Genomic DNA, 25,129 nt, shown 5'->3' on the forward strand with positions numbered 1-25,129 from the left:
TGCGAGCTCGGTTCCCTACTGCTGGGGAACGAAGTCCTCGCACATCTCGACGATGTGCTCGATCGTCTCGGTGAAGAACGGCTTGTAGCTCTCGGCGCAGATCGAGCCGATGAAGCCGTGTTTGACCCCGTTGACGAACACGCGCAAAGGATTCGTGTCCCCGCTCCACACCTGGCAGAGGTGCTCTCCAAAGCCGTCGTCGGCGTCCGTGGTCAGGACCAACAGGGCGAAAGCGTCGTCGTCGCCGTGTTTGGCCTCGCGCAAGGCTGCGATCCAGCTCTCCGGCGTGCCTGCGGATTCTTCGTCGAACGTGTCCTTGATGAGGACCACGACGAGGAGCGCGTCGTCACGAAGAAACCCCTTGTTGCACTTGTTGGGCCCATCGACCCATTCGGGTCCGAGCGCGCGCACCATCGCCTCCGCGACGCGACTACCCCCCGTGAGCCCGACCTGGGCGATGCAGCCGAACATCTCCGCCATGTTCGGCTCGCCGCTGATGATGTAGCGGTTGCCGCCGTGGAGGTCACACCGGCGGTTCGAGGCGTTCTTGCCGACCGGGAACGTCACGCTCGCGCCGATCTTCCCCTTGTCGCAGAACTCGGGCTGCACCCCGCAGAACGGCAACCCAGCCGCGGGATCGCAGCTCGGGCCGTTGCAGTCGGCGCAGTCGTCGAAGGCCCACAGCGCGTGCGAGGCTGCCGAGAGGATGTGGACGTCGAACCCGGGCAACTGCTCTTCGATGGCCTCGACGAACTCGGGGAAGCTGGCGATCAGCTGCTTCTGCTGGTTCAGCATCGTGCCCGAGGCGCTGACCGACACCAAGAAGTCGATCTTGCCGGCACAGCCGAGCGGCGGGCCGGCGCCGCCATCGGGCACGGACATGTCGAGCTTTGGCCCGTCGCCGCCGCTGCTGCCTGCGCCCGTGCTGCTGCCCTCCGTGCTGCTACCAGCCGCCATCGACGTCGAGTCGAGGCCCGTGCTGCTGCTGCTCGACGTGCTCGAGCCGACCGGCGCCGTCGTCACGCCCGGGCCGGTCGAAAAACCCGACATGCTCGCAGCGTCACCGCAAGCCGCGACGGCGAGCACGAGCGCTGCGAGGGCGGGGCGCATCCCGAGAGAACATCCACCATCCATGATCATTATCCAGGCGGGACGAAGTTCTCGCACATGTCGACGATGTGCTCGATCGTCTCGGTGAAGAACGGCGCGAAGCTCTCGGCGCAGATCGAACCAATAAAGCCGTGTTCGATGCTGTTGGCGAGCACGCGCAGCGGGTTTGTATCTCCGCTCCACACTTGGCACAGGTGCTCGCCGTAGCCGTCGTCGGCGTCGGTAGCCAGGACCAACACGGCGAACGCGTCGTCGTCGCCGTGCTTGGCCTCGCGCAGCGCCCCGATCCAGCTCTCCGGCGTACCTTCGGACTCCGTATCGAATGTGTCCTTGATCAACACCACGACAAGGAGCGCGTCGTCGCGAAGAAACCCCTTGTTGCACTTGTTCGGACCCTCGACCCAGTCGGGCCCGATCGCACGCACCATCGCTTCCGCGACGACTCCTCCAGCGGAGGTCCCGACCTGGGCGATGCAGGCGAACATCTCGGCCATGTTCGGTTCCCCGCTGACGATGTAGCGGTTGCCCCCGTAGAGATCGCAGCGCCGATTCGATGCATTCTCACCGACTGGAAAGGTGACGCTCGCCCCGAGCTTGCCCTTGTCGCAGAACTCTGGCTGCACTCCGCAGAACGGCAACCCAGCTGCGGGATCGCAGCTCGGGCCGTTGCAGTCGGCGCAGTCGTCGAAGGCCCACAGCGTGTGCGAGGCTGCCGAGAGGATGTGGACGTCGAACTCGGGGAGTTGGGCGTCGATCGCCGCGATGAACTGCGGGAAGCTGGCGATCAACTGCTTCTGCTGGTCCTTCATCGTGCCGTCTGCGCTGACGATCACCAAAAAGTCGATCTTCCCGGCGCACCCGAGCGGCGGGCCAGCGCCGCCATCGGGCACGGACATGTCGAGCTTTGGCCCGTCGCCGCCGCTGCTGCCTGCGCCCGTGCTGCTGCCCTCCGTGCTGCTACCAGCCGCCATCGACGTCGAGTCGAGGCCCGTGCTGCTGCTGCTCGACGTGCTCGAGCCGACCGGCGCCGTCGTCACGCCCGGGCCGGTCGAAAAACCCGACATGCTCGCAGCGTCGCCGCAAGCCGCGACGGCGAGCACGAGCGCTGCGAGGGCGGGTCGCATCTTCCGTGAAGGCTAGCAAATCGGCCTGTAGAGGCCAAGCGGCCCGGAACGGCGCCGCTTGCGAGCGCCCAGGAGCTTTATGTCCTTGCCGTCCGCGGCTTCGACCGACCGGGGCACGCGCCGCTGGACTTCAACCAGAAGCGCGCCGACTTGCCGGCCACGAACGGCTCATCGGATGAGGTCCGAGGCCTCAGCGGCTGATGGCTCGACTCGCACGGACCGGACCGACCGTACGGCAGACCCGAAGAACATGTCCCATGCGACATGCTCGACAGAACATGTCCTCGGCGAGCCGTCGGACCTGCCCGCGGGGACGACTGACGATCGCGGCAAGAGCCGGGGCGGCGACGAGCTCGTGCATACGCGCTTGCGTCCTCGCCGACGCGCTCGCGCGGATCACCCCGCCTTCGCGCTCGCGCCGGCGCGGAGGCCGAAGCGCTCGCGCATGAGGGCCATGTAGGCTTCCTCCGACGTCTCGCGGCGCGCGGACACCAGCGGGACGATGTCGGGCGTGGCGACGTAGCGCAGGCGGTCGCTCTCGTCGGTGGCGGCGGTGAAGATCACCTCGGCGACGTCGGCGGCGGTGGCCAGCCGGCGATCGCTGCGCAGGCCCTCGAAGACGGCGCCGGCGTGGGCGAGGAACGCGGCGTAGTCGGGCAGATCGACGGCGTGCGTCGCCTCCTCGCCGCTGCGCCGGCCGAAGTTGGTCTCGAGCACGCCGCCGGGCTCGACGAGCTTGACGCGGATGTTCTGCGAGGCGAGCTCCCACGCGAGGCTCTCGGAGAAGCCCTCGACGGCGAACTTGCTGGCGGTATAGAGCGAGACCATCGGCAGGCCGAACACGCCGGCGCCGGAGGTGATGTTGACGATCGCGCCGCGCCGCCGGCCGCGGAAGTGCGGCAGCACTGCGCGGGTGACGTCCATCAGGCCGAACACGTTGACGTCGAACTGCTCGCGGACCTTGGCCGGGCTGTTGGCCTCGAACAGCCCGAACAGGCCGAAGCCGGCGTTGTTGACGAGGACGTCGAGGCCGCCGAAGCGCTGCTGGCCGGCGTCGACGGCCGCGGCGATGCTGGCCGGGTCCTGCACGTCGAGGCGGGTGACGAGGACGTTCGGCTGGGCGCCGAGCTCGGCCTCGCGCTCGGGCGAGCGCATGGTGGCGACGACGTTCCAGCCGGCGCGGACGAAGCGGTGGGCGGTGGCGCGGCCGAAGCCGGTGGAGGTGCCGGTGATCATCACTGTGCGGGTCATGGTGGGCCCAGAAGTAGTCCCCGGGCCGGCGGGCGACAATCCGTGCAATCTGCGATGCATTGATGCAGAATTTCGCACAATGAAGAAGACCACCGGCTTGATGGAGCTCGAGGCGGTGGTGGCCGTGGCGGCGCACCGCAGCTTCCGCGCGGCGGCGCTCGAGCTGGAGCTGTCGCCGTCGGCGCTGAGCCACGCGATCGCCGGGCTCGAGCAGCGGCTCGGCGTGCGGCTGTTCCACCGCACGACCCGCAGCGTGTCGCTCACCGAGGCGGGGTCGCACTTCCTCGCGCGCGTGCGGCCGGCGCTGCAGGAGATCGCCGGGGCCATGACCGCGGTCGACGACTTCCGCTCGACGCCGCGCGGGCGGCTGCGGCTCAACGCGTCGTGCGGGGCGGCCCGGTGGATCTTGCTCGAGCCGGTGCTCGAGTTCCTGCGCCGCTACCCGGAGGTGCAGGTCGATCTGGTGACCGAAGATCGGCTGATCGACATCGTCGCCGAGGGCTTCGACGCCGGCGTGCGCGAGCTCGACCTGGTCGCGCCCGACATGGTCGCGGTGCCGCTGGGCGGGCCGGTGCGCTTCGCGGTGGTCGGCTCGCCGGCGTACTTCGCCGGCCGTCCGCGACCCAAGCTGCCCGCGGACCTGCTGCAGCACGACTGCATCCGCCTGCGCATGGCCAGCGGCGTGGTGTACCGGTGGGAGTTCGAGCGCCGCGGCGAGGAGCTGGCGCTCGACGTGAAGGGCCGGCTGACGCTCGGCGACGACGAGCTGCACCGCCAGGCGGCCCTGCAGGGCGCCGGCCTGGCGTTCCTCAGCGAGTGGTCGGTCGCCGACGACCTCGCCGCCGGCCGCCTCGTCCGCGTGCTCGACGACTGGACGCCCCCCTACCCCGGCCTGTGCCTCTACTACCCGGCCGCGCGCCACGTGCCCGCGAGCCTGCGGGCGTTCCTCGCGGTGCTGCGCGAGGGCGACAAGAAGCGCGGCAAGCGGCGCAAGAGCTGAGAGCGCGGCAGATGTCGCAAGGGACAGGCTACCCGGCCGCGCGCCACGTGCCCGCGAGCCTGCGGGCGTTCCTCTCGGTGCTGCGCGAGGGCGACAAGAAGCGCGGCAAGCGGCGCAAGAGCTGAGAGCGCAGATGTCGCAAGGGACAGACTACCCGGCCGCGCGCCACGTGCCCGCGAGCCTGCGGGCGTTCCTCGCGGTGCTGCGCGAGGGCGACAAGAAGCGCGGCAAGCGGCGGAAGAGCCGAGTGCGTGGCAGATGTCGCAAGGGACAGGTCGGATCTGCGCGAACGCAGGCCTTCAATCAACGTCCTGGTAGACATGTCGCAATGGACATGTCCGACGGCGGCCGGACCGCGACAAACCTGCCCCGAAGGACAGGCGTTACTTGCGGCGCTTGCTCTCGAGGTCGCGGTAGAGCGCGTCGTAGCGGCCGGCCATCTGGGTCAGCGAGAACTCGCGGGCGGCCAGGGCGGCGGCGGCTTCGGACCAGGAGGCGACGGTGTCGCCGTGGACGACCTCGGCGATCGCGCGGGCGAACGCGTCGGGCTCGGCGGGGGCGGCCAGGCCGGCGCGCAGGCCGGCGTCGTGGCCGACGTGCAGCAGCTCGGCGGCGGGCGAGACTTCGACGATCGCGGCCGGGACCCCGCGCGCCAGGCCCTCGAGCAGCGCCAGCGGCAGGTCGACCTTCTTGCGCGTGTGCGTGGCGGCGAACAGCTGCAGCGCGCTGCGGCGGTACAGCGCGTCCATGTCGGCGACCTCGGCCAGGAGCTCGACGCGGCCCGCGGCGAGCTCGCCGGCGAGCTCGCGCTGGAGGCCGGCGCGGGCCTCGGCGTCGCCCTCGGCCTTGGGCCGGCAGGCGATCGTCAGCGACCAGCCGCTCGCCGCGGTGGCGCGGGCGAGCGCGACCAGGCGCGCGGCGATCTCCCCGTCGAGGTCGCCGGCGTACAGGAGGCGCCTCCGCCCCGCGACCTCGCTCGGGTGATCGGCGGCGGTGGTCGCCACCGCCGGGCGGATGGTGGCGATCTTGCTCTCGGGCACGCCGGCGTCGCGCAGGCGCCGGGCTGTCCCGTGGGACAGGGCGACCACCGCGTCGAGCGGCCGCAGCAGCGGGGTCCAGGCCTCGGCGCCGTGCGACGACATCAAGCTCTGCACGAACAGCCGCCGCGGCTGCAGCCGCCGCAGCAGCGACACCACCGCGGCGGTGGCCTTGCCTGGCGTGAAGGACAGGTGCACCGGCATGCCCGGGTGACGCAGCATGGCCGCCAGCGCCCGCAGCTTGTCGGTCATGGTCGGCGCGTAGCCGGCCGGCGGCGCGCCGATCACCCGGTCGCCGGCGGGCCGCAGCGGCGCCGCCGGGTCGCCGAGGTAGGCCAGCGACCGACCCTCCGGCATGTGCAGCACCAGGTCGCGCAGCAGCACGGTGCTGCCGTCGCGGAACGGCGGCCGCAGCGGCTTGGAGATGATGAGCCAGGGCTTTTGGGACATGTCCTAAGGAGCACGCTTCTTGCGGAGCTCGCGGAGCTCGGCCGGCGTGACGGCGCGAGTGACGGCGACGGCGCCGAGGAAGACGACGGCGAGCAGCGCCAGCTTGACGACGATGAGGAGCTTGCCGGTCGGCGCGAACGAGCGCGAGGCGGCCTCGACCAGGGCGACCGCGGCCAGCAGCTTGAGGAGGTACACCGGCGACAGCGCGGCCCCGAGGCTGCGGGCCAGCGCCACCAGGCTGGCGACCGCGCCCGCGGCCCCGCCGATGGCCACCGCCGTGGCCGCGCCGGAGGTGAAGCTCTGCGGGACCAGCACGAGGCCGGCCGCGCTGACGACCACCAGCGGCACCGCGATCAGCAGCAGCGCCAGCTTCGAGCGGCGGGTGCTGTTGAAGATCCACGCCGCGGTGACCGTGAGCGAGTAGCCCGACATGCCCCACACGAGGAGGCGCAGCTCGCCGGCGGCCTCGCCGTAGGCGGCCGGGAACAGCAGCCGCTGGACCTCGGGCGCCGCGCCGGCGCCGACGCTGCTCATGAAGCACAGCAGGAACACGCTGACCTTGGCCGTCGCGGTCACGTAGCGCTGGATCTGCGCCCGGTCGCTCTGGGCCTGCAGCGTCGCGATCAGCGGGAACATCACCAGGCTGACCGCGTTCATCATGCTGTAGGGCACGCGCGCGACCAGGTTCGCGCTCGAGTAGAAGCCCACCGCGTCCTTCTGCGCCTGCGAGGCCGTGAACTGCTTGAGCAGCACCAGGTCGAGCGCCTGCAGCAGGTTGACGCCGGCGGTGAACACGAGCAGGAGGCCGGTGAACTCGGCCATGGCCGGGAGCGGGCCGGCGGCGCCGCCGGTCGTGCGCGGGCGGCAGCGGCTGACGAACACGATCGACAGGCCGAACGCCAGCAGCGACGCGAACGTGAAGCCGCCGAGGATCTCGGCCAGCCCGAAGCCCATGGCGGCGGCGCCGATGATCAGCGTCGTCTTCGTCATCGCCATGAAGATGTCGAGGCCGGCCTGGAACTGGAACTTGCGGACGGCGTTGAGGGTGCCGACGTTGACCGCGTAGGCGGCGTAGATCAGCGGGATGATGCCGACCACCCGCAGCGCGCCGGCCAGCGACGGATCCTTGAGCGCGTGGACGGCGAGCGGGTCGGCGCCGAGGATGAAGATGACGGCGACGAGGCCGCCGAGCACGCCGGCGAGGCGGAAACCCCGCCGGCGCAGGCCGTCGTAGGACGGCAGGCCGGCGTCGTACTCGGCCGACATCGGACGACTGACCGCGAACAGCAGCGTCTGGATCAGCACCATGTTCGGGATGGCGATGATCTGGCTGACGACCGTGTAATCGCCGAACGTCCCTGGAGGCACAAGGCGGGTCAGGGCGATCGAGACGGCGTAGCCGGCGAGCAGGAAGAAGAGCTTGGCAAAGCCGAGAGAAAGGCCGCCCTTGCTGAGTTCGCTGGCGTCTGTGGCCACGGGTCGCGCAGACTAACACGATGCACCGAGCTGCCCCAGCGCGGGCCCCCGGGGCGGCCGTCTCAGGCAGCGGAAGGCGCGCCTGCGGCGAACGCGCGACACCCACGAGTTTGACGTCCCCGCCCTCCGTTACCTACTCTGGACAAGACGATCCCCCAGCGTCGCACGGGCCCATAGCTCAGTCGGTCAGAGCGGCCGGCTCATAACCGGTTGGTCCCTGGTTCAAGCCCAGGTGGGCCCACCCACAGGCGTCCCCATGACAGATATCCACCCGCAAATCCCCGCCCTTCGTACGCTCCAGCGACAGGACCGTCGCCTCACCCTGATGGAGCGGCGCTTGAGGGAGATCCCCAGCAGGATCGTCGCCCTCGACTCCGACCTGCACAAGCTCGAGCAGATGCTCTCGGCCGAGCGCAACAAGCTCGACGACACGCGGTCGTTCCAGCAGCGGCAGGAGATGCAGCTCCACGACGAGGAGGACCTGATCCGCAGCAGCAAGGCCAAGCTGGGCGCGATCAAGACCGCACGCGAGCTCAACGCGCAGCAGCGCGAGCTCGAGACCACCCGCCGCATGGTCCAGACCCGGACCGGCGAGATCGGCAAGCTGCAAGAAGCGGTCAGCAAGACCGAGGCCCAGATCGCCAAGATGGACACGCAGCTGCAGGGGCTGCGTCAGACCGCCGAGGCCGAGAAGGCCAAGCTCGGCGAGGAGCAGGCCCGCCTGAGCGAGTCGATCGACAAGGCCAAGAAGATCCGCGCCCGCCTGGTCAAGGACATCGACCGCGAGACGCTCGCCACCTACGAGCGGATCCGCAAGCGGCTGCACGGGGTCGCGTTCGTCGCGGCCCACCGCGAGCGCTGCACCGCCTGCAAGATGGTCATCCCCCACATCATGTACACCCGCCTGCTCAAGGGCCGGGAGATCCCCGCCTGCGAGTCCTGCGGCCGCCTGCTCTACTGGTCCGGCCACTTCCCCGAGGACCACAACACCTTCGAGTCCAAGAAGGACGAGGACAACAGCAAGCCCAAGCCCGCCGAGGACGTCATCCCCGGCGTGCGCGAGTTCTGACGCGCGGCCGCGGGAGTGCTCGCCTGTCCGAAGAGACAGGCGAGCACCTGTCGACGCGGACCGGCGGGACCGCCGCGCGGGGGACATTCTGTCCGAGCAGACAGGCGCCAGGAGCCTGCCCGCTCGGACAGAAATTTTTGGAGAGGGCTATCCGAACGGACAGGTCTTTCAGGTCTGTCCTTACGGACAGGTCGCGCGTCACACGTAGCGCGTCGGGTCGGGCACGCCGGCGGCGGTGAAGCCGTCGCGGCGCAGGCGGCAGCTGTCGCAGCGGCCGCAGGCGCGCGGGAGGTCGTCCTCCACGCGAGGGTCGTAGCAGGACACCGTGTCGGCGTAGTCGACGCCGGCGGCCCGGCCGGCCTGGATGATCTGGCTCTTCGACCAGCTGATCAGCGGGGCGCGCACGTGCAGCGGCTTGCCCTCGACGCCGGCGCGGGTGGCCTCGGCGGCGAGGCGCTCGAACGCGGCCAGGAACTGCGGGCGGCAGTCGGGGTAGCCGGAGTAGTCGACGGCGTTGACGCCGACCCAGATCTCGCCGGCGCCGAGGACCTCGGCCCAGCCGAGCGCGTAGGCGAGGAACAGGGTATTGCGCGCGGGCACGTAGGTGCTGGGGATCTCGCCCGCGGCCGCCTCGCTGTCCTTGGGGACAGCCTCGCTGCTGGCCCGCAGCAGCGAGGTGCCGGCGGCGACCAGGCGACCGAGGTGGGCGAGATCGACGACCTCGTGGGCGCGGGCGCCGAAGCGGGTCGCCTGGCGCGCGGCGCTGGCGAGCTCGACCTCGTGGCGCTGGCCGTAGCGGAAGCTGAGGGCGTAGGTCTCGCGGCCCTCGGCGGCGGCGAGGGCGAGCACTGTGGTCGAGTCGAGGCCGCCGCTGAGGAGCACGACGGCGCGGACTGGTTCGGTCATGGCGACCTCGTGGAACGATGAGCTCGGTCGTGGCGACGCGAGCCCTGGCGAGCTCAGGCGGGCGCGAAGCTCGAGTCGATGCTGTTGACGATCTCGATGCCGACCTGGCCGGCCGAGATGTTGGTGGTCGACGACGAGGTGCGGCGGACCGGCAGCTGGTCGTCGAGGTTGAACAGGACGGTGCCCTCGGCGGCGACGTCGAGGGTGATCATCTGCTTGCCCTGCTCGACCGCGCCGGACGACTCGGACTCGACCTTGACCTCGGCGACCCGCTTGCCGGAGGAGCTGTCGATCTTGACCAGGGTGAACTTGCTGGTGGTGTCGACCGGGATCACCAGGCCCTGCAGGTTCTCGTCCTTGCGCTCGGTGGTCTCGACCGTCTTGCCCTCGACCAGCGGGACCTTCGGCAGCTCGGGCAGGCCGAGCACGCCGGTGGCGAAGCCGGCCACCGCGGCCTCGACGCCCTTCTTCTCCTTGGCGGCGGCGGTCTCCGGCAGCGCCTTGGTGCCGGCCTCGTCGAGCTCGCCGCGCATGTCGGCGACGAAGGCGCCGGTGAAGCTCTGGACCGCGACCTTGGGGTCGACCGGCGTCTCGCCCTCCTTCGGCGGCGGCATCATGTCCTTGCCGACGACGAAGTCGCGGACCTCGGTGACCGACAGGCCGACCTTGACCTTGTCGCCGGCGTCGCTCACGTCGAGCACGCCCGAGAGGTCGCCCGAGGCCTCGTTGACGCCCTGCGGCGAGGTGGCCTTGAACGAGAACTTGACGTCGGTCTTGAGCTTGAACGGCGGCTCCTTGTAGCGCAGCTCCAGACCCGCGGCCTGGTCGGCGGTGCCGCCCGCGGCGTCGGGACCGGCCGTGTCGGCGCCCTTCTTGCAGGCGAGCGGGGACGAGGCGAGCGCGACGAACAGGGCGAAGACCGCAGAACGGCGGAGCAGGTGGCGTGGGGTCGACATCGGCGGCAACGCTAACCGCGCAAGCCAGGCGGTGCAACCGGGCCGCAGGCGCACGACCGTGAAAAAGCTCTGCCCCTCTGCTAAGAAGTCGCCGCCTCATGGTTCTGGCTCTCTTCAAGCGGCTCCTCGGGCGCCGGCCGAAAATGCCGCGCGACCAGATCACCCGCATCCCGCGGGCAGTTCGCAAGGCCACCGAGCCGCAAGTCGCGGCCGTCCAGGCCGCCCTCGACGAGATCGCGGCGCTCCCGGGGCTCGCCGACATCGCCCTGAACAAGCGCGCCCCCAAGGGCTTCTACGCCGCCGCCGCCCGCTTCGTCGCCGCCTACGACGGCTATGTCGAGGCTGTCGCAAAGCACATGAACTTGGGGTCAGCCGCGCGCCCCGGCACCCCCGAGGGGTTCCGCTGCTGCCACGAGCAGCCGGTCGGCGTCAGCGGCGTCGAGGCGCTGCTGATCTACCGCACGATCCGCCCGTGGCGCGACTTCGCCGACGTCGCCAAGCGGCTGGCCGAGACGGGCGAGGCGCAGTTCAAGGAGATCCAGCAGCGCCACACCGGCAAGGACCCGGAGAAGATCGCGATGACCGACGCCGCGGTCGAGGAGGGCCGACTGGCGTTCGCCAGGCGCGGCGACCTGTGCCCGCTGCTCGACCCGCAGACCCACCGCTGCCGCGTCTGGGACGTGCGCCCGAACGTGTGCCGCCAGCACTTCGTGGTCACCGACCCGAGCTGGTCCGACCCGCAGAGCCCGTCGTTCGCCAAGGTGATCGCCCGCAACATCCGCCTGCCGGTGCGCCAGCAAGTGGCGTTGATGCAGATCGAGAAGCGGATGATGCTCGGCGTGGCGCCGTTCCTCAACGCGGGCCTGTTGCAGATGCTGCAGTTCTGCGAGGGGCAGACGATCCCGGAGGTCGGCGAGACCCCGCCGCGCTTCGCCCCCGACGGTCAGCCCGCCCCCAAGGCCAACCGCAACAACCCCGCGGCCAAGAAGTTCCAGAAGGAGCGCGCCAAGGAGCAGCGGCGCGCGGCCCACAAGAAGAAGTGAGGCCCGCGGGCCCGTGCGCCGCGACGACACCCGCCCGCGAGGGTCCGGGCGGCCCCGGCGACGAGCCCGACCGTCGGCGCGAACGTGGCCCCAGCTCTACGGCGCGGCCGGCGGAGGTTGCGTCCACCGGTAGCTGACGAAGGAAGTCAGCGTGCCGTTGGCGTCGCCACACATGAACATCACGTGCTGGTCGGCAGTGTCGCCGGTCAGCGTCACTCGCCCGTCCTTCTCCTCGCGCTGCACCGTGGGCACGATCTTCGCCAGCGCCGCTGCCAGCGGATCGACGCAGTCCTTCAAGGTGGCGCCGGCCGGAAAGGCGAACAGAATTTGAGCCGTGAAACGGCCCTGGTCATCGGTGGGCGAGCGCCCCTTCTTCGTCACCGTCGCCCCCGGCAACAGCGCCGGCGAGAACCATGACGGGTCGGGCACCGAGGACGCCGGCACATTGGTCGAGAACTGCGGTCCCCCCGACGGACCCGTCGGCGCAGGCGTCGGTGGTGCTGCCTCGGGCGTAGCCGACTTCACAGATTCGGCTGTCACCTTCTTCGATGCCTCGGGCGAAGGACCGCAGGCGACGAGCGCGAGGGTCAGGACGGACAGGGCGAATGGGACAGACCGCATAGGCATGCGCGAAAGTGTAGCGGAATCTGTTAGAAGGGAGCCGGTATGAGCGGGCCGTCGGTCATTGCAACCTCGACGTCGTCCTCGCCCCGTGAGCAGGCGCAGCCGGTGCGTACCGGGGTCGTCGTCGCCTACTGCCACCGCGAGCGCGATCTCCTGGGCGAGCTGCAAGTGCACCTGAAGCCGCTGCAGAAGGCCTGGATGCTCGACCTCTGGGACGACCTGCGGGTCGCCGGTGCCGCCCCCGAGCTGCGCCGGGCCCTCGCGGGCGCGCGCGTGACGGTGCTGCTGATCTCGCCGGGCTTCCTGTCCTCGGCGTTCATCGACGAGCACCGCCTGCCGGCCGTGCTGGCCGCGCAGCCCCACCCGCGCGCCGCCGTGCTGTGCCTCTACATGCGCCCGGCGATGGACGCGTTCGTCGAGTACGAGTTCGTCGACCCGAACACCCAGCAGGCCAAGCGCGTGCGGATCTCGAGCTTCTACGGCCTCAACGACCCGATGAAGCCGCTGGCCGCGTTCGACCGCCGCGGCCGCGCCGAGATCCTGGCCGCCGCCGCCGACGAGATCATCCGCGCCGCCCACCGCGCCCCGGTGATGAGCGTCGGCTCCTGAGCGGGGTGCGAGCTGCGAGCGAACGCCGCGCCCGGACCGCTCGCGCATCCGCCCGGCCGTTCGCGGCGCCCGACTTGACATGACCTGTCCCTGAGGACAGGAGGGCTGCCCCGCTCATTCCCCGGGCGGCGCCGGCGAACCCGGCGACGCGTGGGTTCGCTCGCGGGGGTGTCGCCGTTCGGCGCGGCTTGTGTCGCCTGCGGGCGGCGATCTATCCTCGCGTCGCCGCCTCCGTTCGCGCGATTTTGCGCCGCCGCCCTCTCGCATGTTGACCTCGCTGGCGACCTCGTGTTCGCGCGCCCGCTGGAGCGGGTGGGTCGTCGCCGCGGCGCTGGCGGGGCCGACGCGACCGGCGACGGCGGCCGAACCGGCGCCGATCTCCGAGGCCGCCCAGAGCGCCTACGACCGCGGCCTGGCCGAGCGCGACGCCGGCCAGTTCCCGGCCGCGGCGCGCGAGTTCGCGGCCGCCTACTCGCAGATCCCCGTGAGCCAGCGCGAGCTGCGGGCCGCCGTGCTGTTCGACCTCGTCGACGCCCACCGCGGCGCCTACACGGCCGGCGGCGAGCGCCGCGGCAACGAGCACCCGGCCGCGCACCTGTGCGCCGCCGACCGGGCGCTGGCCGACTTCATCGAGACCGAGCAGGAGCGCAAGCGCGGCCGCAAGTCGCCCGACATGGTCAAGGCGACCGGCCTGCGCGAGGAGGTCCGGAAGGACTTCCTGACCGCCAAGGCCCGCGAGGCCGACCTCGACTGCGCCGCGCTCGAGCTGCCGCGGGTGGTCGAGAAAGAGGAGCCGCCGCCGCCGCCGCCCGAGGCGCCGAGCAAGGCCCGCGCGCCGAACAAGCTGCTGATCGCCGGCGGCGTGACGGCCGGGGTCGGCCTGGCGCTGGTCGGCCTGATGATCGGCGGCATGGTCCGCGGCCAGCGCACCGAGGCCGACGGCGTCGCGCTGGTCCAGGCGATGCCGGAGCTGCCGACCGACGACCGGCAGCTGGCCGAGCTCGAGCGGCGCGGTCGCGGCGACAACGCGATGGCGGTGGTCGGCGGCGTGTTCGGCTCGCTGGCGCTCGGCGCCGGGATTGCGCTGCTGGTGGTCGGGGTCCGCGCGAAGCAGGCGTCCGGGCGGTCGTCCGCGCCGGAGCCGGCGGCCGTCGCAGTGTGGCCGCTGGCCTCGCCGACGGGCGGCGGCGCGGCGCTGCGCTGGCGGTTCTGACGGGCCCGCAACTTTCTGTCCTCGGGGACAGATGAGCCCTGCTTCACGCGCGGCCGCGAGGATCGCGGCGGGGCGACTTCCGCTATGCTGGGGTCGCCCGATGCGTTCGCGTTCTTCCGGCCCGCGCAGGGCGAGCGGCTCCGCCGGTCGCGGGATGTGGCCCGCCGACGGGCCCGACCCGCTGCTCGGCCACACCCTCGCCGACCGCTACAAGCTCGAGCGGGTGATCGGCCACGGCGGGATGGGCACCGTCTACCGCGCCGAGCACGTGGTGATCCGCAAGCCGGTCGCGGTCAAGGTGCTCGACGCGGCCCACAGCGAGCGGCGCACCGAGGTCGAGCGGTTCCTCAACGAGGCCCGCGCGGCCTCGAAGATCCGCCACGAGAACGTGGTCGACATCACCGACTTCGGCTCGACCAGCGACGGGCTGGTGTTCCTCGTCATGGAGTACCTCGAAGGCGAGGACCTGGCGAGCACCAGCGAACGCGAGGGCGCGCTGCCGTGGCGGCGCGCCGCGGCGATCGTGCTGCAGATCGCCGCGGCGCTGGAGGCCGCGCACGCGCAGGGGATCGTCCACCGCGACATGAAGCCGGAGAACTGCTTCCGGCTCCGCCGCGGCAACGACCCCGACTTCATCAAGGTGCTCGACTTCGGGATCGCCAAGATCATCGAGGACAGCGACGTCGAGCGGCCGTCGAGCTCGGGCCTGCTCGGCACGCCCGAGTACGTCGCGCCCGAGCTGATCCGCGGGCTCCAGCCGGACGCGCGCGTCGACATCTACGCCGTCGGCGTGATGTTCTACGACCTCCTGGTCGGCAAGCTGCCGTTCGCCGGCGAGAGCTTCATGTCGACGCTCACCGCCCACTTGATGCAGCTGCCGCAGCCGCCGTCGCAGGCCCGACCGGCGGCGCAGATCCCCGAGGCCGTCGACACCGTGGTCCTGCGCGCCCTCGCCAAGGACCGCGACCAGCGCTACGCCAACATCCGCGAGTTCTCGGCCGCCCTGCGCGCCGCGATCGCCGAGGCCGACGCCGCCCTCGCGCCGCCGCCGCTCCCGCTGCCGCCGCCCCCGGAGCCCGAGCCGCGCGGGCTCCACCCGCGCGTGGTGATCGCCGCCGGCACCGTGATCCTGCTGGTGTTCTCGGCTGTCCTTTGGACCATGGCCAAAAGGTTCTATACGAAGGGACAGGACGACGGCGGCGAGGGCGAGCTGGCCGCCCCGGTCGTGGCGATGGCGCCGGTGGTGCCGACCCGGCTGGCGGCGCCGGTCAACGAGGCGCCGAAAGTCGAGGTTCCGAAAGTCGAGGCCCCGCCGGTCGTCGCGCCGCCGGGCGAGGCGGTCAAGATGGCGGCGCCTGTGGCGACCCCGCCGCAAGTCGAAGCCGCGGCCGAGCCGCAGGTCGAGCCCGATGCCGAGACGGCCGCCGAAAGCGAGGTCGACGGCGAGTCCGAGCCGCTGCGGGGTCCGGCCACCACGCCGAAGAGCCCGAAGAGCGGGCCCGGGCCGGTGACCGCGGGCGAGTTCTCGACGGCGATGACCAAGGTGGGCCCGCGGGTCAAGCTCGAGTGCTCGCGCTACTCGCTGCGCAAAATGGAAGTCACGGTGCAGGTGGTGGTGGGGCCCGACGGTTCGGTCAAGAGCGCCGAGCCGACCGGGTCGCAGGCGGGCAGCACGCTCGGCAACTGCGTGGCGCGGGTGGTCAAGACGGCGCTGCTGCGGCCGACGCGGGCCAAGTCGACGCACCGGCACACCTTCACGATGTGATAGCGTCGCCGGCGATGAAGCGACTCACGGGCAAGCGGGCGCTGGTCACGGGAGCGACCAGCGGGATCGGGCGGGCCATCGCCCTGCGGTTCGCGGAGGAGGGCGCGAGCCTGGCGATCACCGGGCGCCGGCTCGAGCGGCTGAAGGAGACCGCCGAGCAGGCGCGGGTGGCCGGCGTCGAGGTGGTGGCGATCGCCGCCGAGCACACCCGCGGCGAGGACAACGAGCGGGTCGTCAACGAGGCGCTGCAGGGCCTCGGCGGCCTCGACGTGCTGGTCAACGCCGCCGGGGTGATCGGCAACGACTCGATCCTCGACAGCCCGAAGCCCGACGAGTGGCGGCGGATCATGGACTGCAACCTCGAGGCGGTCTACGACCTGACCCGAAGGGCAGCTCCGTCGCTGGTCCACGGCAACGGCCCGTCGATCGTCAACCTGTCGAGCATCGCCGGCCTGCGCCCGTACCCGACGATCCTGTCGTACTGCGTCAGCAAGGCCGCGCTCGACATGCTGACCCAGTGCCTGGCGCTCGAGCTGGCGCCGCGCGGGGTCCGGGTCAACGCGATCTGCCCGGGCGTGGTCGTCAGCGAGCTGCACACCGCCACCGGCGCGGTCGCCGACTACGCGGCCTTCCTCGAGCGCGCCAAGTCGACCCACCCGCTCGGCCGCCCGGGCCAGCCGCAGGAGATCGCCGCGCTGGCGGCGTTCCTCGTCAGCGACGAGGCCGGCTGGATCACCGGCGGCCTGCACACGATCGACGGCGGCCGCACCCTGACGTCGTTCCGGTGAGGCGCCGGGCCCGGGTCATGTCCCGAAGGGCATGTCCCTGCGGACATGCCCTCTAGGCCAGGCCGATGCCGAGCTTGGCCGCGACGGCCGGGTCGTCGACCGGATAGACGTCCTCGCGCGGGGTGACCAGCGCCTGGCGATCGCCCTCGAACCACACCTGGCGCTGCTCGGCGACGAAGCCGGAGATGTCTTCGATGTCGACGATCCACTCCTGCGCGTAGGCGGCGATCGCCGCGCCGCGCAGGCCGAGCTGGATCGCCCGCCGCTCCTGCTTGTCGCCGGAGGGCCCGTGGTCGGGGTCCCACTGCAGCCGCACGTCGGAGCGCTTGCCGAGTCTTTCCCAGGCTTTGCGCTCGCCGTAGACCTCGGGCACGTAGGTCGAGTGGACCGCCTCCGCGAGCACTTTATTAAAGGCGTCGCGGCGGAGGCGGACCGCGAGGGTCACCTCCTGGCCGTCCTTGGTGCCCCAGCCGGAGCGGTACTGCATCCACAAGAAGTTCGGCTTGATCCACGTCATCCGCTCGAGGCTGAACGGGCCGCCGAAGCGCTGGTGCTCGGCGGCGAAGCGGCCGATCGCGGGGCGGTAGGCCTGGTAGACCACGACGGTGTCGGCGTCGAACTGGGCCAGGATGTGCCGGCCCGTCTGCGGCCAGCGGGTCTTTTGCAGGTGATACGGTTCGGTGAGCAGCTTCATCGGATGGATTTCAGGACAGGTCTTCCGGGACATGTCCTTTGAAGTGGGAGAACTCCATGTGGATGGTCGCGCCGATCGTCACCATGCGCGCGGTCAGGCCCGGGTCGGCCTCGGCGACGATGCCCATGTTGGGCTTGTCGGGCCGCGCGTGCGGGCGCAGGCCGGCGAGCAGCGCGGCCGCGTGGTCGGGGTCGGCGACGCGGAACGGGAAGGCGCCCGGGAAGTCGGGGTTGAACGAGGCGAAGCCGAGCTGCATCGCGGCCGGCTCGGCCGGATCGACGAGGCGGACCAGGACCCGCCCGGCGGCGCGCCCGCCGGCGAGCTGACCGCTCGGCAAGGCGAAGGCGGCCTCGATCGCCGCGTCGTCGGCCGGGTCGATCGCGCGGGTCGTCAATAATTTCGGCGGCGGCGGCAAGGCGTCGGTCTGCGACCACAAGAACCGCAGCGCGGTCGAGCGGTAGGCCTCGCGCATGCCGAGGCGCTGATACAGGCGCACCGCGGGCAGGTTGCCGGGCTTGACGTTGAGGCACCAGGTGGCGCACCCGGCCGCGCGCAGGTCGGCGGCCGCCGCCCGCAACATGGCGACGCCGAGGCCCCGACCGCGATGCTCGGGCACGACGACGACGTGGCGGATGTAGCCGACGCCCGCCAGGCGCTCGAAGAACAGGTAGCCGACGGCCGCGCCGCCCTGTTCGAAGAGCCAGGTGTTCGGGGCGATCTCGGCGACCCAGTGCGACGGCGAGGGGATCGGGTCGCCGGTGTCGAGCTCGGGGAAGAGGCGGGCGAACGTGGCGTAGTCGTCGCCACGCGCGGGGCGGTGCGCGAGGGCCATGGGGGCAAGCGTAGCAGGTCGCCGAGGGCCGCCGCGCAGCGACTCGCGGGCGCGACGGTTTTCGGCGCTCCGCTCGCTGGCGCGGAGCGATGCTGCGTCGCACGAGGCCGTGAGACGGGCTCGTTGGCGACGATTCGCGCCGCTCGAGTGCGGGGGCGCTGCGATCGACCGACGCCCGAGGTGGCCCCAGTCCGGCGAAGGCGAGGGCTCGGCGCTCGACCCGGTGCGACGCTGCGATCGACCGGGTCCGCAGCAACTCCACCTCGGCGACGCCGGCCACCCACGGGGGCTCGCGCCGGAACCCTACGGGGCGCACGGGGCGGTTGAATTTCACCGCGCGCGGCACTACGGTCCAGGGTCGTGTCGGCGCGCGCCCTCCTGCTGGCGATCGGCCTGGTCGCGGGCGCGGCCGGCGAGGCGCGGGCGGCCCCGGCGTGGCGGCTCGCGGGCGCGGCGACCCCGAAGGCGCTGGCCCCCGGGCAGCGGGTCACGGTCGGCGTCGCGCTGCAGAACCTGAGCCGAGAGACATGGTCCGAAGGACAGAAGGACCACCTGTCGTACCACTGGGAGTCGCCCGACGGCGCGGTGCTCGAGCGCGACGGGGCGCGCACGCGGCTGCCGTACGCGGTCGAGCCGGGCGAGACCGTGGCCCTGGCGGCGACGCTCGCGGCCCCCGCGACTGCCGGGCGCTACGTGCTGCGCTGGGCGCTCGTGCGCGAGAACGCGTTCTGGTACGACCCGCCGGTCGGGGGCGGCGACGCGGTCGCGGTCGACGTCGGCCCTGCTCCCGGCACCTGGTCGATCGAGCAGGTCGAGTCGCCGGCCGAGATCGCCGCGGGGGCGCGGGCGACCGCGCGGGTGCGGCTGTGCAACACCGGCGCGAACGCGTGGGCCGACGAGCTCGGCGACGCCCTCAGCTACCACTGGCTCGGCCGCGAGGGCCAGCGGCTCGAGGGCGTGCGCACCACCCTGCCGGCCGCGGTCGAGCCCGGCGGCTGCGTGATCCTGCCGGCCGAGCTGCGCGCGCCGGCGCAGCCGGGGCAGTACACCGTGGTGTGGCAGCCGGTCCGCGAGGCCGTGGCCTGGTACGGGCCCGGGGCCGGCGAGGCGACCGCGCAGGTGCGGGTCTCCGCCCCGCGCGACGCGTTCGCGGCGCTGTCGCTGAGCCTGCCGCCGCTGCAGGCCGGGCTGCCGGCGCTGGCCCAGCTGGCGCTCGAGAACCGCGGCGAGGAGGCCTGGCTTCCAGGACAGGGCCTGAAGGTCAGCTACGTTTGGACAGGTCCTGACGGACATGTCCTCGAGGGCATCCGCACCGAGCTGCCCGGGCCGGTCGAGCCCGGCGAGGTCGTCGAGCTCGAGCTGCGGGTGCGGCCGCCCGACGCGCCCGGCAGCTACGCGCTGGCGCCGCGGCTGGTCCGCGAGGGCGAGGCGTGGATCGCCCCGGAGCGCGAGCTGGCGGCCGCGGCGACGGTCGGCCCGCCGGCGCTGGCGTGGGAGCTGGTCGCCGCCGACTGGCCGACCCGGCTGGCCGCCGCCGACGCCGACGCGTTCACGGTCACCGTCCGCAACACCGGCGCCGAGACCTGGTCGCCGGCCGCGGGCGATCGCCTGTCGTACCGCTGGCGCACGCCCGAGGGCGCGCCGCTGCAGCACGAGGGCATGCGCACCGAGCTGCCCCACGCGGTCGCCCCCGGCGAGACGGCCACGGTGTCGGTCCGCGTGATCGGCCCGCCGCGCGCCGGCAGCTACACGCTCGCGCTGGCGATGGTGCGCGAGCAGGTGCGGTGGTTCCCGCCGCCCGCCGGCGGTCCTTCGGAACATGTCGTCAAGGTCAGGTTGCGCGCGGCCTCGTGGCAGTCGGCGCTGGTGCTGGCGACTCTTGCGCTGGTGGTCGTGGCGCGGCGGCGACGGCCGGCGCCCGGCTCGTGGCGGTGGGCGGCGCTCGACCTGGTGCCGGCGCTGTGGCTGTGGGCGGCGCTGGCCGGGCTCGGGGCGGCGTTCCACGAGCTGGCGGCGATCGAGCTGTGGCAGGGCGGGCGCGCGGCGGGGATCAGCGCGGCCGCGGTCCCGGGCCTGCTGGTCCTGCTGGCGCCGGCGGGGCTGCGGCCGTGGCTGGCGTTCGTCCTGTCCCTCGGGACAGCCGTGCTGCTGCTCGCCGATCTGCTGTACATGCACGTGCTCGGGGCGATCGTGCCGGTGCAAGCGCTGGTCGGCGCGCACCAGGTCGGGGCGATCGGCGCCAGCGTGAAGGCGCTGCTGCGGCCCGAGTACGCCTGGCTGGCCGCGGCGCCGCTGGCCGGCCTGATCCTCGCGTGCGCGTGGCCGCGGGCCCGCGGGGAGGCGCGGCCGGGCCGGCAGATCTGCCGGCGCGTCACCCTGGCGGGCGCGGCGGCGCTGCTGGCGGCGAGCCTGCCGATCGCGGTCAGCCTCGGCGGGGCGATGCGCAGCGGCCTCGGGTCGCGCGTGTTCTCCGAGCAGCACAACGCCGGCCGCTTCGGCGTGCTCGGGGCCCACCTGTTCGACGTGGTCCGCACGGTCGCCGGCGCGCTCGGCCAGCGCTCGCTGTCGGCCGAGGAGCGGGCCGAGATCGCGGCGTTCTTCGCCGGGCGCGACAAGACCCCTCCGCCCGGCTTCGGCCTGGCGCGCGGGGCCAACTTGCTGGTGATCCAGGCCGAGGCGCTGCAGGGCTGGACGATCGGCGCCACAGTCGCAGGCCAGGAGATCACGCCGTTTTTGAACCGCCTGCGCCAGCGTGCGCTCTACTACAGCGCGGTGGTCGACATCACCGCCCAGGGTATGACCTCGGACGCGGAGTATGCGATCCTGAATTCGCAGTACCCCCTCGGCCAGGGCGCGGTCGCGTTCCTGCGCGCGGGCAACCGCTTCGAGACGATCGCCCACGCGCTCAAGGCGGCCGGCTACTCGACGCTGTCGGCCCACCCGTTCAAGCGCGGGTTCTGGAACCGCGCGACGCTGCACCCGCGCTACGGCTTCGACCGCTCGCTGTTCGACCGCGAGCTCGGCCCGGGGCCGGTGATCGGCTGGGGCCTGGCCGACGAGGCGTTCTTCGCCCGCATGCTCCCCGAGCTGGCCGCCGCCGAGAAGCCGTTCTTCGCGTTTTTGGTGACCCTCAGCCTGCACCACCCGTACGACGAGTTCCCGCCGGGGCTGCGCCGGCTGCAGCTCGGCGCGCTCGAGGGCACGAGCCTCGGCAACTACCTCCACGGGATCCACCACCTCGACGCCGCCCTGGCCGAGCTGTTCGCCGGCCTCGAGGCGGCTGGCCTCGCGGACAGCACGGCGGTGGCGATCTACGGCGACCACGACGCCCGGCTCGGGGTCACGCCGGAGATCGCCGCCCTGGCGGGCGAACCGGCCGGGTCGCCGTCGCTGCCGCTCCGGCTCGAGCGCGTGCCGGGCTTCCTCGTCTTGCCGAAGGGACAGGCGGTCGGCGAGGTCGACGCCGTCGGCAGCCACGTCGACCTGGCCCCGACCTGGCTGCACTACCTCGGCCTACCAGCGCCGCCGGCCTTCGTCGGCCGACCGCTGGTCCCGGCTCGGGTCGACCCGGGGGTGGCCGCCCTCCCCGACGGCTCGGCGGTGGGCGACGGGCGCCTGTTCGCGGTCGCCGGGCGCGACATCCCCCCCGGCGGGGCCTGTTTTGCGGCCGAAGGGCCCCGGATCGAGCGCGAGGCCTGCACCGGGCTGGTGGAGCGGGCCCGGCGCGCGCTGGCGGTGTCGCGGGCGATCGCCGACCACGACCTGGCCCGAGCGCTCCCTTCGAGGACGGAGCCGGGTCCGTGATAGCCTGAGGCGCAGCGTCGTGAGCTTCGACCTCGCCATCGACACCGAGCCGGAGGCCGCCGGACCCGAGGGCGACTTCCCCCCGGGCACGATCCTCGTCGGCCGCTATCAAGTGCTGCAGGTCCTCGGCCGCGGCGGCATGGGCTCGGTATACCTCGCCGAACACGTCGAGGTCGGCCGCAAGGTCGCGATCAAGGTGCTGCTGCCGCAGTGGAGTCAGACCGACTCGATCGTCCGCAGATTTCGCGCCGAGGCCCGCACCGCCAGCACGATCGGCCATCCGAACATCGTTCAAGTGTTCGACGCCGGCGCCCTGCCCGACCGCCGCCTGTTCCTGGTGATGGAGCACCTCGCCGGCCGCGACCTCGAGGCGGAGCTGATCGAGAGCACCTCGGTCGAGCCGCCGCGCCGCGCGTGCAACATCATGCGCCAGATCGCCCTGGCCCTCGGGGCAGGTCACCGCGCCGGCATCGTCCACCGCGACCTCAAGCCGAGCAACATCATGCTCGTGCCGCAGCTCGACGGCGAGGCCGTCAAGGTGCTCGACTTCGGCATCGCCGCCAACACCGGCCTCATCGTCGCCGGCGCCGAACGCATCACCAGCCCCGGCTCGCTCATGGGCACGCCCGAGTACATGGCGCCCGAGCAGGCCACCAACATGCCCGCGCGCCCGACCTTCGACGTCTACGCGATGGGCGTGATGCTGTTCGAGATGCTGACCGGCGACATCCCGTTCTCGGCCAGCAACGCGTTCGAGCTGCTGGCCTTCAAGCTCAACCGGCCGGCGCCGTCGGTCGACACGCGCCGCCCCGGCCTGCCGCCCGCGCTCGTCAAGCTGATCGCCGACTGCCTCGCGACCGACTCCGCCGAGCGCCCGCCCGACGGCGACGCGGTCGCGGCCCGCCTCGACGCGATCTTGCAGGACATGCGGCGCGAGTCGCTGATCCTCGCCAACAAGCTCGGGCCGACCCCGGCGGGCGAGGCCTCCGAGTCGCGGCTGCCGCGGCTCGACGTGCCCGCGCCCGTGATCCCGACGCCGTCGACGTCGATGCCGTCGGCCTCGCCCTCGCCGGCGGCCACGCTCGCGCCGCTGCGCCGGCCCCAGCCGCGCTACCGCGCCGCGACGCAGGTGCTCGCGCTGCTCACCGTCCTGGGCCTCGTCACTGTGGTGTGGCTGCTGCTGCGCGGGCCCGACTCGCCGCCGCCCCAAGAGCTGGCCGCAGTGACCCCGCCCGCGCCGGCGCCGGTCGAGCCGGTACCTGTCCCGAAGGACATCTCACCGCCGCCGCCCGCGGTCGAGCCGCCCCCGACCCAGCCGCCGGTCGAACCGCCCCCGCTGGAGCCGACTCCGCCGCCCCCCGAGGGCACGAGCGCGCGCCCGACCACGAAGACGGGGTCCCGCCCGGGTGGGGACGCCTACCTGAGCCCGCGTTGCCAGCGACTCCGCACGTCGGCGGAGGAGGCCCGAAGGACCCAGCGCTGGGCGATCTTGCGAGACTATAGTCGTCAGCGCGAGTGCTGGGCCTCGACCGCCGAGGCCCGCAAGCTCGAGACCAAGGCGCTGATGGAGCTCGGGGACTTCACAGGATGCATGTCCGTAGGGAAAGGTCTCAAAGACCAGGAGGCTCAAGGTTGGCTCAAGCTGTGCCAAAAGCGCGTCGGGGGCTGAGCCTCGTCTGCGTTCTGTCCGTCGCCGCGATCCCGTCCGCGCCCGTGCACGCCGCGCCCGCGAAGCCGCCGGCCGCCGCCGCGAGCGGCTCGACCTCCGCGCCCGCGAGCGGCTCGACCTCCGCGACCACACCCGCGAGCCCGACGCCCCGCCCGGCCGAGCCGGCGCTCGCCAGCGAGACGATCGCCCGCGCGAGCCTGGCGATCGACACCAACGCGGCCGGCCCGGCAGGGCCCGTGATCCACGAGCGCCTCGACGAGGTCGGCAACCGCCAGCTGCGCCGCGCCGAGGTGCTGCCCGGCCGCGGCCCGCGGGACCCGTGGATCCGCGTGATCGTGCGGGCGCTGCCGGGCGAGGAGCCGGGCTACGTGATCGGCTCCGGCCTCTACGTCGGCACCGACCCGGTCGGCGACAGCGTGCACGAGACCGAGTGCCGGCTGTGCACGGAGGGCGAGGCGGTGGAGCGCGGGACCGCGGAGATCGAGCGCCTGGTCCCGTTCGTCCGCGACTTCGCCCAGGCCCAGCGCGAGGCCCAGCTGAAGGCCGCAGCGCCGCCGCCCGAGCCGCCGAAGCCGGAGCCGCCGCCGCCGCCGAAAGGCCTCGGCGGCCGCGGCAAGGCCGGCGTGGCCCTGCTCGCCGTCGGCGGGGTCGGCGTCGTCGTCGGCCTCGGCCTGGCGATCCGCGAGCCTCGCCCCGACCCCGACATGCCGCTCTACGAGATCTCCACCCGCCCCGCCGGCGTGGTCACCCTCGGCGTCGGCCTCGCGGCCGCGATCACCGGCGCAGTCCTGCTCGCCCTCGACCGCAAGAACACCCAGCGCCGCGTGTCCTGGCTGCCCAGCGTCGGCCGCGGCACGGCCGGCCTGTCGCTGGCCGGTTCGTTCTGACCCGCGCTTTCACTAGCCTAAAGAGACAGGTTGTTCGGAACATGTCCTGGAGAACATTCGCAGTCGGGCTCGCCTTCCTCGCCGGGTGCTCGGTCCCCAACGTGAGCCACTGCGGCAATCAGTCCGGCGATCTCAGCTGCGCCCAGCGCGACGCCGACCGCCCGTACTGCAACCTGTGCGAGGCCAGCAACGACGGCTGCGTGGCCGAGCCGGTGACGATCGATGCGTGCCACCGCGAGTCCGACAGCGGCGCGGTCACCACCACCACCACCACCGGCGACCCGTCGACGACGATCCCCACGACCGGCACGCAGACCACCAGCACGTCGACGACCACCGCGGTCGACCCGACCACCAGCACGTCGACCTCCACCAGCACGTCGACCTCCACCAGCACGTCGACCTCCACCGGCACCACCGACGACTCGACCACGACGACCAGCACGACGACGCTCGAGACGCTCTCGGACACCCTCGTCGAGACGATCACCGACACCCTCGAGACGACGACCGACACGACCACCGAGACGTCGACCGACTCGACGACGATGGTCGGCCCGGTGTGCGGCAACAACCTCGCCGAGCCCGGCGAGACCTGCGACGGCACCGACCTCAAGGGCAAGGAGTGCGTCGACTTCCCCGCCAACTACGGCGGCGGCGACCTGGCCTGCGGCGGCAACTGCAAGTCCTTCGACTTCGCCAAGTGCTGCCGGCTCGCCGGCCAGAGCTGCAGCAGCGGCTCCCAGTGCTGCAGCGGCTCGTGCGTGCTGTTCTCCTGCGGCGGCTGAGCGCACGGCCGTCGAGCCGCCGCAGCCCGGCTCG

General features: G+C 72.4%; 21 protein-coding genes and 1 tRNA gene. 12 read left to right on the forward strand and 10 right to left on the reverse strand.

Features of this window, described 5'->3' with window-relative positions; all coding sequences use genetic code 11:
- Positions 1-15 precede the first annotated feature (15 nt).
- From O0S08_RS42845 to O0S08_RS42855, 3 genes are all read right to left on the reverse strand, one after another.
- Positions 16-1,050, reverse strand: coding sequence for a hypothetical protein (locus O0S08_RS42845; RefSeq protein ID WP_269035309.1), 1,035 nt, complete (start codon positions 1,048-1,050; stop codon positions 16-18).
- A gap of 89 nt (positions 1,051-1,139) precedes the next feature.
- Complete coding sequence (locus O0S08_RS42850; protein WP_269035310.1) at positions 1,140-2,234, reverse strand: hypothetical protein; 1,095 nt, start codon at positions 2,232-2,234, stop codon at positions 1,140-1,142.
- 396 nt (positions 2,235-2,630) lie between these two features.
- Positions 2,631-3,485: an SDR family oxidoreductase gene (locus O0S08_RS42855; RefSeq protein WP_269035311.1), complete on the reverse strand. Its 855-nt coding sequence runs from the start codon at positions 3,483-3,485 to the stop codon at positions 2,631-2,633.
- A gap of 79 nt (positions 3,486-3,564) precedes the next feature.
- On the opposite strand from O0S08_RS42855, the gene O0S08_RS42860 reads away from it, so the two are divergent.
- Entirely contained in the window at positions 3,565-4,485 is a 921-nt protein-coding gene (locus O0S08_RS42860) for a LysR family transcriptional regulator (RefSeq protein ID WP_269035312.1), read from the forward strand.
- 383 nt (positions 4,486-4,868) lie between these two features.
- Here the strand turns inward: O0S08_RS42860 and O0S08_RS42865 are convergent, their stop codons facing one another.
- Positions 4,869-5,972 (reverse strand): glycosyltransferase, encoded by a 1,104-nt coding sequence (locus O0S08_RS42865; protein ID WP_269035313.1) that lies wholly within the window; start codon positions 5,970-5,972, stop codon positions 4,869-4,871.
- 3 nt (positions 5,973-5,975) lie between these two features.
- Entirely contained in the window at positions 5,976-7,448 is a 1,473-nt protein-coding gene (locus tag O0S08_RS42870) for a lipopolysaccharide biosynthesis protein (protein WP_269035314.1), read from the reverse strand.
- Between the two features lie 167 nt (positions 7,449-7,615).
- On the opposite strand from O0S08_RS42870, the gene O0S08_RS42875 reads away from it, so the two are divergent.
- Together O0S08_RS42875 and O0S08_RS42880 are read left to right on the forward strand one after the other, a co-directional pair.
- Positions 7,616-7,689 (forward strand) — tRNA-Ile (locus O0S08_RS42875).
- Between the two features lie 96 nt (positions 7,690-7,785).
- Positions 7,786-8,517 (forward strand): zinc ribbon domain-containing protein, encoded by a 732-nt coding sequence (locus tag O0S08_RS42880; RefSeq protein WP_269035315.1) that lies wholly within the window; start codon positions 7,786-7,788, stop codon positions 8,515-8,517.
- Positions 8,518-8,715: 198 nt separating this feature from the next.
- Here the strand turns inward: O0S08_RS42880 and queC are convergent, their stop codons facing one another.
- On the reverse strand, positions 8,716-9,423 hold the full coding sequence (gene queC / locus O0S08_RS42885; RefSeq protein WP_269035316.1) for a 7-cyano-7-deazaguanine synthase QueC: 708 nt from the start codon (positions 9,421-9,423) through the stop codon (positions 8,716-8,718).
- A gap of 53 nt (positions 9,424-9,476) precedes the next feature.
- A complete protein-coding gene (locus O0S08_RS42890) occupies positions 9,477-10,379 on the reverse strand; it encodes a hypothetical protein (RefSeq protein ID WP_269035317.1) in 903 nt (300 codons plus the stop codon).
- Between the two features lie 98 nt (positions 10,380-10,477).
- Here O0S08_RS42890 and O0S08_RS42895 point away from each other — a divergent pair, with 98 nt between their 5' ends.
- Positions 10,478-11,422, forward strand: a complete 945-nt coding sequence (locus tag O0S08_RS42895) for a YkgJ family cysteine cluster protein (protein WP_269035318.1) — start codon at positions 10,478-10,480, stop codon at positions 11,420-11,422.
- A 96-nt stretch (positions 11,423-11,518) separates the two neighbouring features.
- Here O0S08_RS42895 and O0S08_RS42900 read toward each other — a convergent pair whose 3' ends face one another.
- Positions 11,519-11,851 carry a hypothetical protein gene (locus O0S08_RS42900; RefSeq protein ID WP_269035319.1) on the reverse strand — a complete coding sequence of 111 codons (333 nt, stop codon included), beginning with the start codon at positions 11,849-11,851 and terminating at the stop codon, positions 11,519-11,521.
- Positions 11,852-12,088: 237 nt separating this feature from the next.
- Here O0S08_RS42900 and O0S08_RS42905 point away from each other — a divergent pair, with 237 nt between their 5' ends.
- From O0S08_RS42905 to O0S08_RS42920, 4 genes are all read left to right on the forward strand, one after another.
- Positions 12,089-12,655, forward strand: a complete 567-nt coding sequence (locus O0S08_RS42905; RefSeq protein WP_269035320.1) for a hypothetical protein — start codon at positions 12,089-12,091, stop codon at positions 12,653-12,655.
- Positions 12,656-12,920: 265 nt separating this feature from the next.
- Positions 12,921-13,868, forward strand: a complete 948-nt coding sequence (locus tag O0S08_RS42910; RefSeq protein ID WP_269035321.1) for a hypothetical protein — start codon at positions 12,921-12,923, stop codon at positions 13,866-13,868.
- Positions 13,869-13,968: 100 nt separating this feature from the next.
- Complete coding sequence (locus tag O0S08_RS42915; protein WP_269035322.1) at positions 13,969-15,633, forward strand: serine/threonine-protein kinase; 1,665 nt, start codon at positions 13,969-13,971, stop codon at positions 15,631-15,633.
- 14 nt (positions 15,634-15,647) lie between these two features.
- Entirely contained in the window at positions 15,648-16,421 is a 774-nt protein-coding gene (locus tag O0S08_RS42920; protein WP_269035323.1) for an SDR family NAD(P)-dependent oxidoreductase, read from the forward strand.
- 52 nt (positions 16,422-16,473) lie between these two features.
- Here the strand turns inward: O0S08_RS42920 and O0S08_RS42925 are convergent, their stop codons facing one another.
- Both O0S08_RS42925 and O0S08_RS42930 read right to left on the reverse strand, forming a co-directional pair.
- Positions 16,474-17,115 carry a DUF4291 domain-containing protein gene (locus O0S08_RS42925; RefSeq protein ID WP_269035324.1) on the reverse strand — a complete coding sequence of 214 codons (642 nt, stop codon included), beginning with the start codon at positions 17,113-17,115 and terminating at the stop codon, positions 16,474-16,476.
- Positions 17,116-17,125: 10 nt separating this feature from the next.
- Entirely contained in the window at positions 17,126-17,947 is an 822-nt protein-coding gene (locus O0S08_RS42930; protein ID WP_269035325.1) for a GNAT family N-acetyltransferase, read from the reverse strand.
- 360 nt (positions 17,948-18,307) lie between these two features.
- Here O0S08_RS42930 and O0S08_RS42935 point away from each other — a divergent pair, with 360 nt between their 5' ends.
- The 4 genes from O0S08_RS42935 to O0S08_RS42950 are packed head-to-tail and all read left to right on the forward strand — an operon-like array spanning position 18,308 to position 25,095.
- Positions 18,308-21,751 (forward strand): sulfatase-like hydrolase/transferase, encoded by a 3,444-nt coding sequence (locus O0S08_RS42935; protein WP_269035326.1) that lies wholly within the window; start codon positions 18,308-18,310, stop codon positions 21,749-21,751.
- 19 nt (positions 21,752-21,770) lie between these two features.
- Complete coding sequence (locus O0S08_RS42940; RefSeq protein WP_269035327.1) at positions 21,771-23,420, forward strand: serine/threonine-protein kinase; 1,650 nt, start codon at positions 21,771-21,773, stop codon at positions 23,418-23,420.
- A gap of 44 nt (positions 23,421-23,464) precedes the next feature.
- Complete coding sequence (locus O0S08_RS42945; protein ID WP_269035328.1) at positions 23,465-24,307, forward strand: hypothetical protein; 843 nt, start codon at positions 23,465-23,467, stop codon at positions 24,305-24,307.
- Positions 24,308-24,348: 41 nt separating this feature from the next.
- Positions 24,349-25,095: a hypothetical protein gene (locus O0S08_RS42950; protein ID WP_269035329.1), complete on the forward strand. Its 747-nt coding sequence runs from the start codon at positions 24,349-24,351 to the stop codon at positions 25,093-25,095.
- Positions 25,096-25,129 lie beyond the last annotated feature (34 nt).

Source organism: Nannocystis punicea, assembly GCF_026965555.1.
Classification (GTDB): Bacteria; Myxococcota_A; Polyangia; order Nannocystales; family Nannocystaceae; genus Nannocystis; species Nannocystis punicea.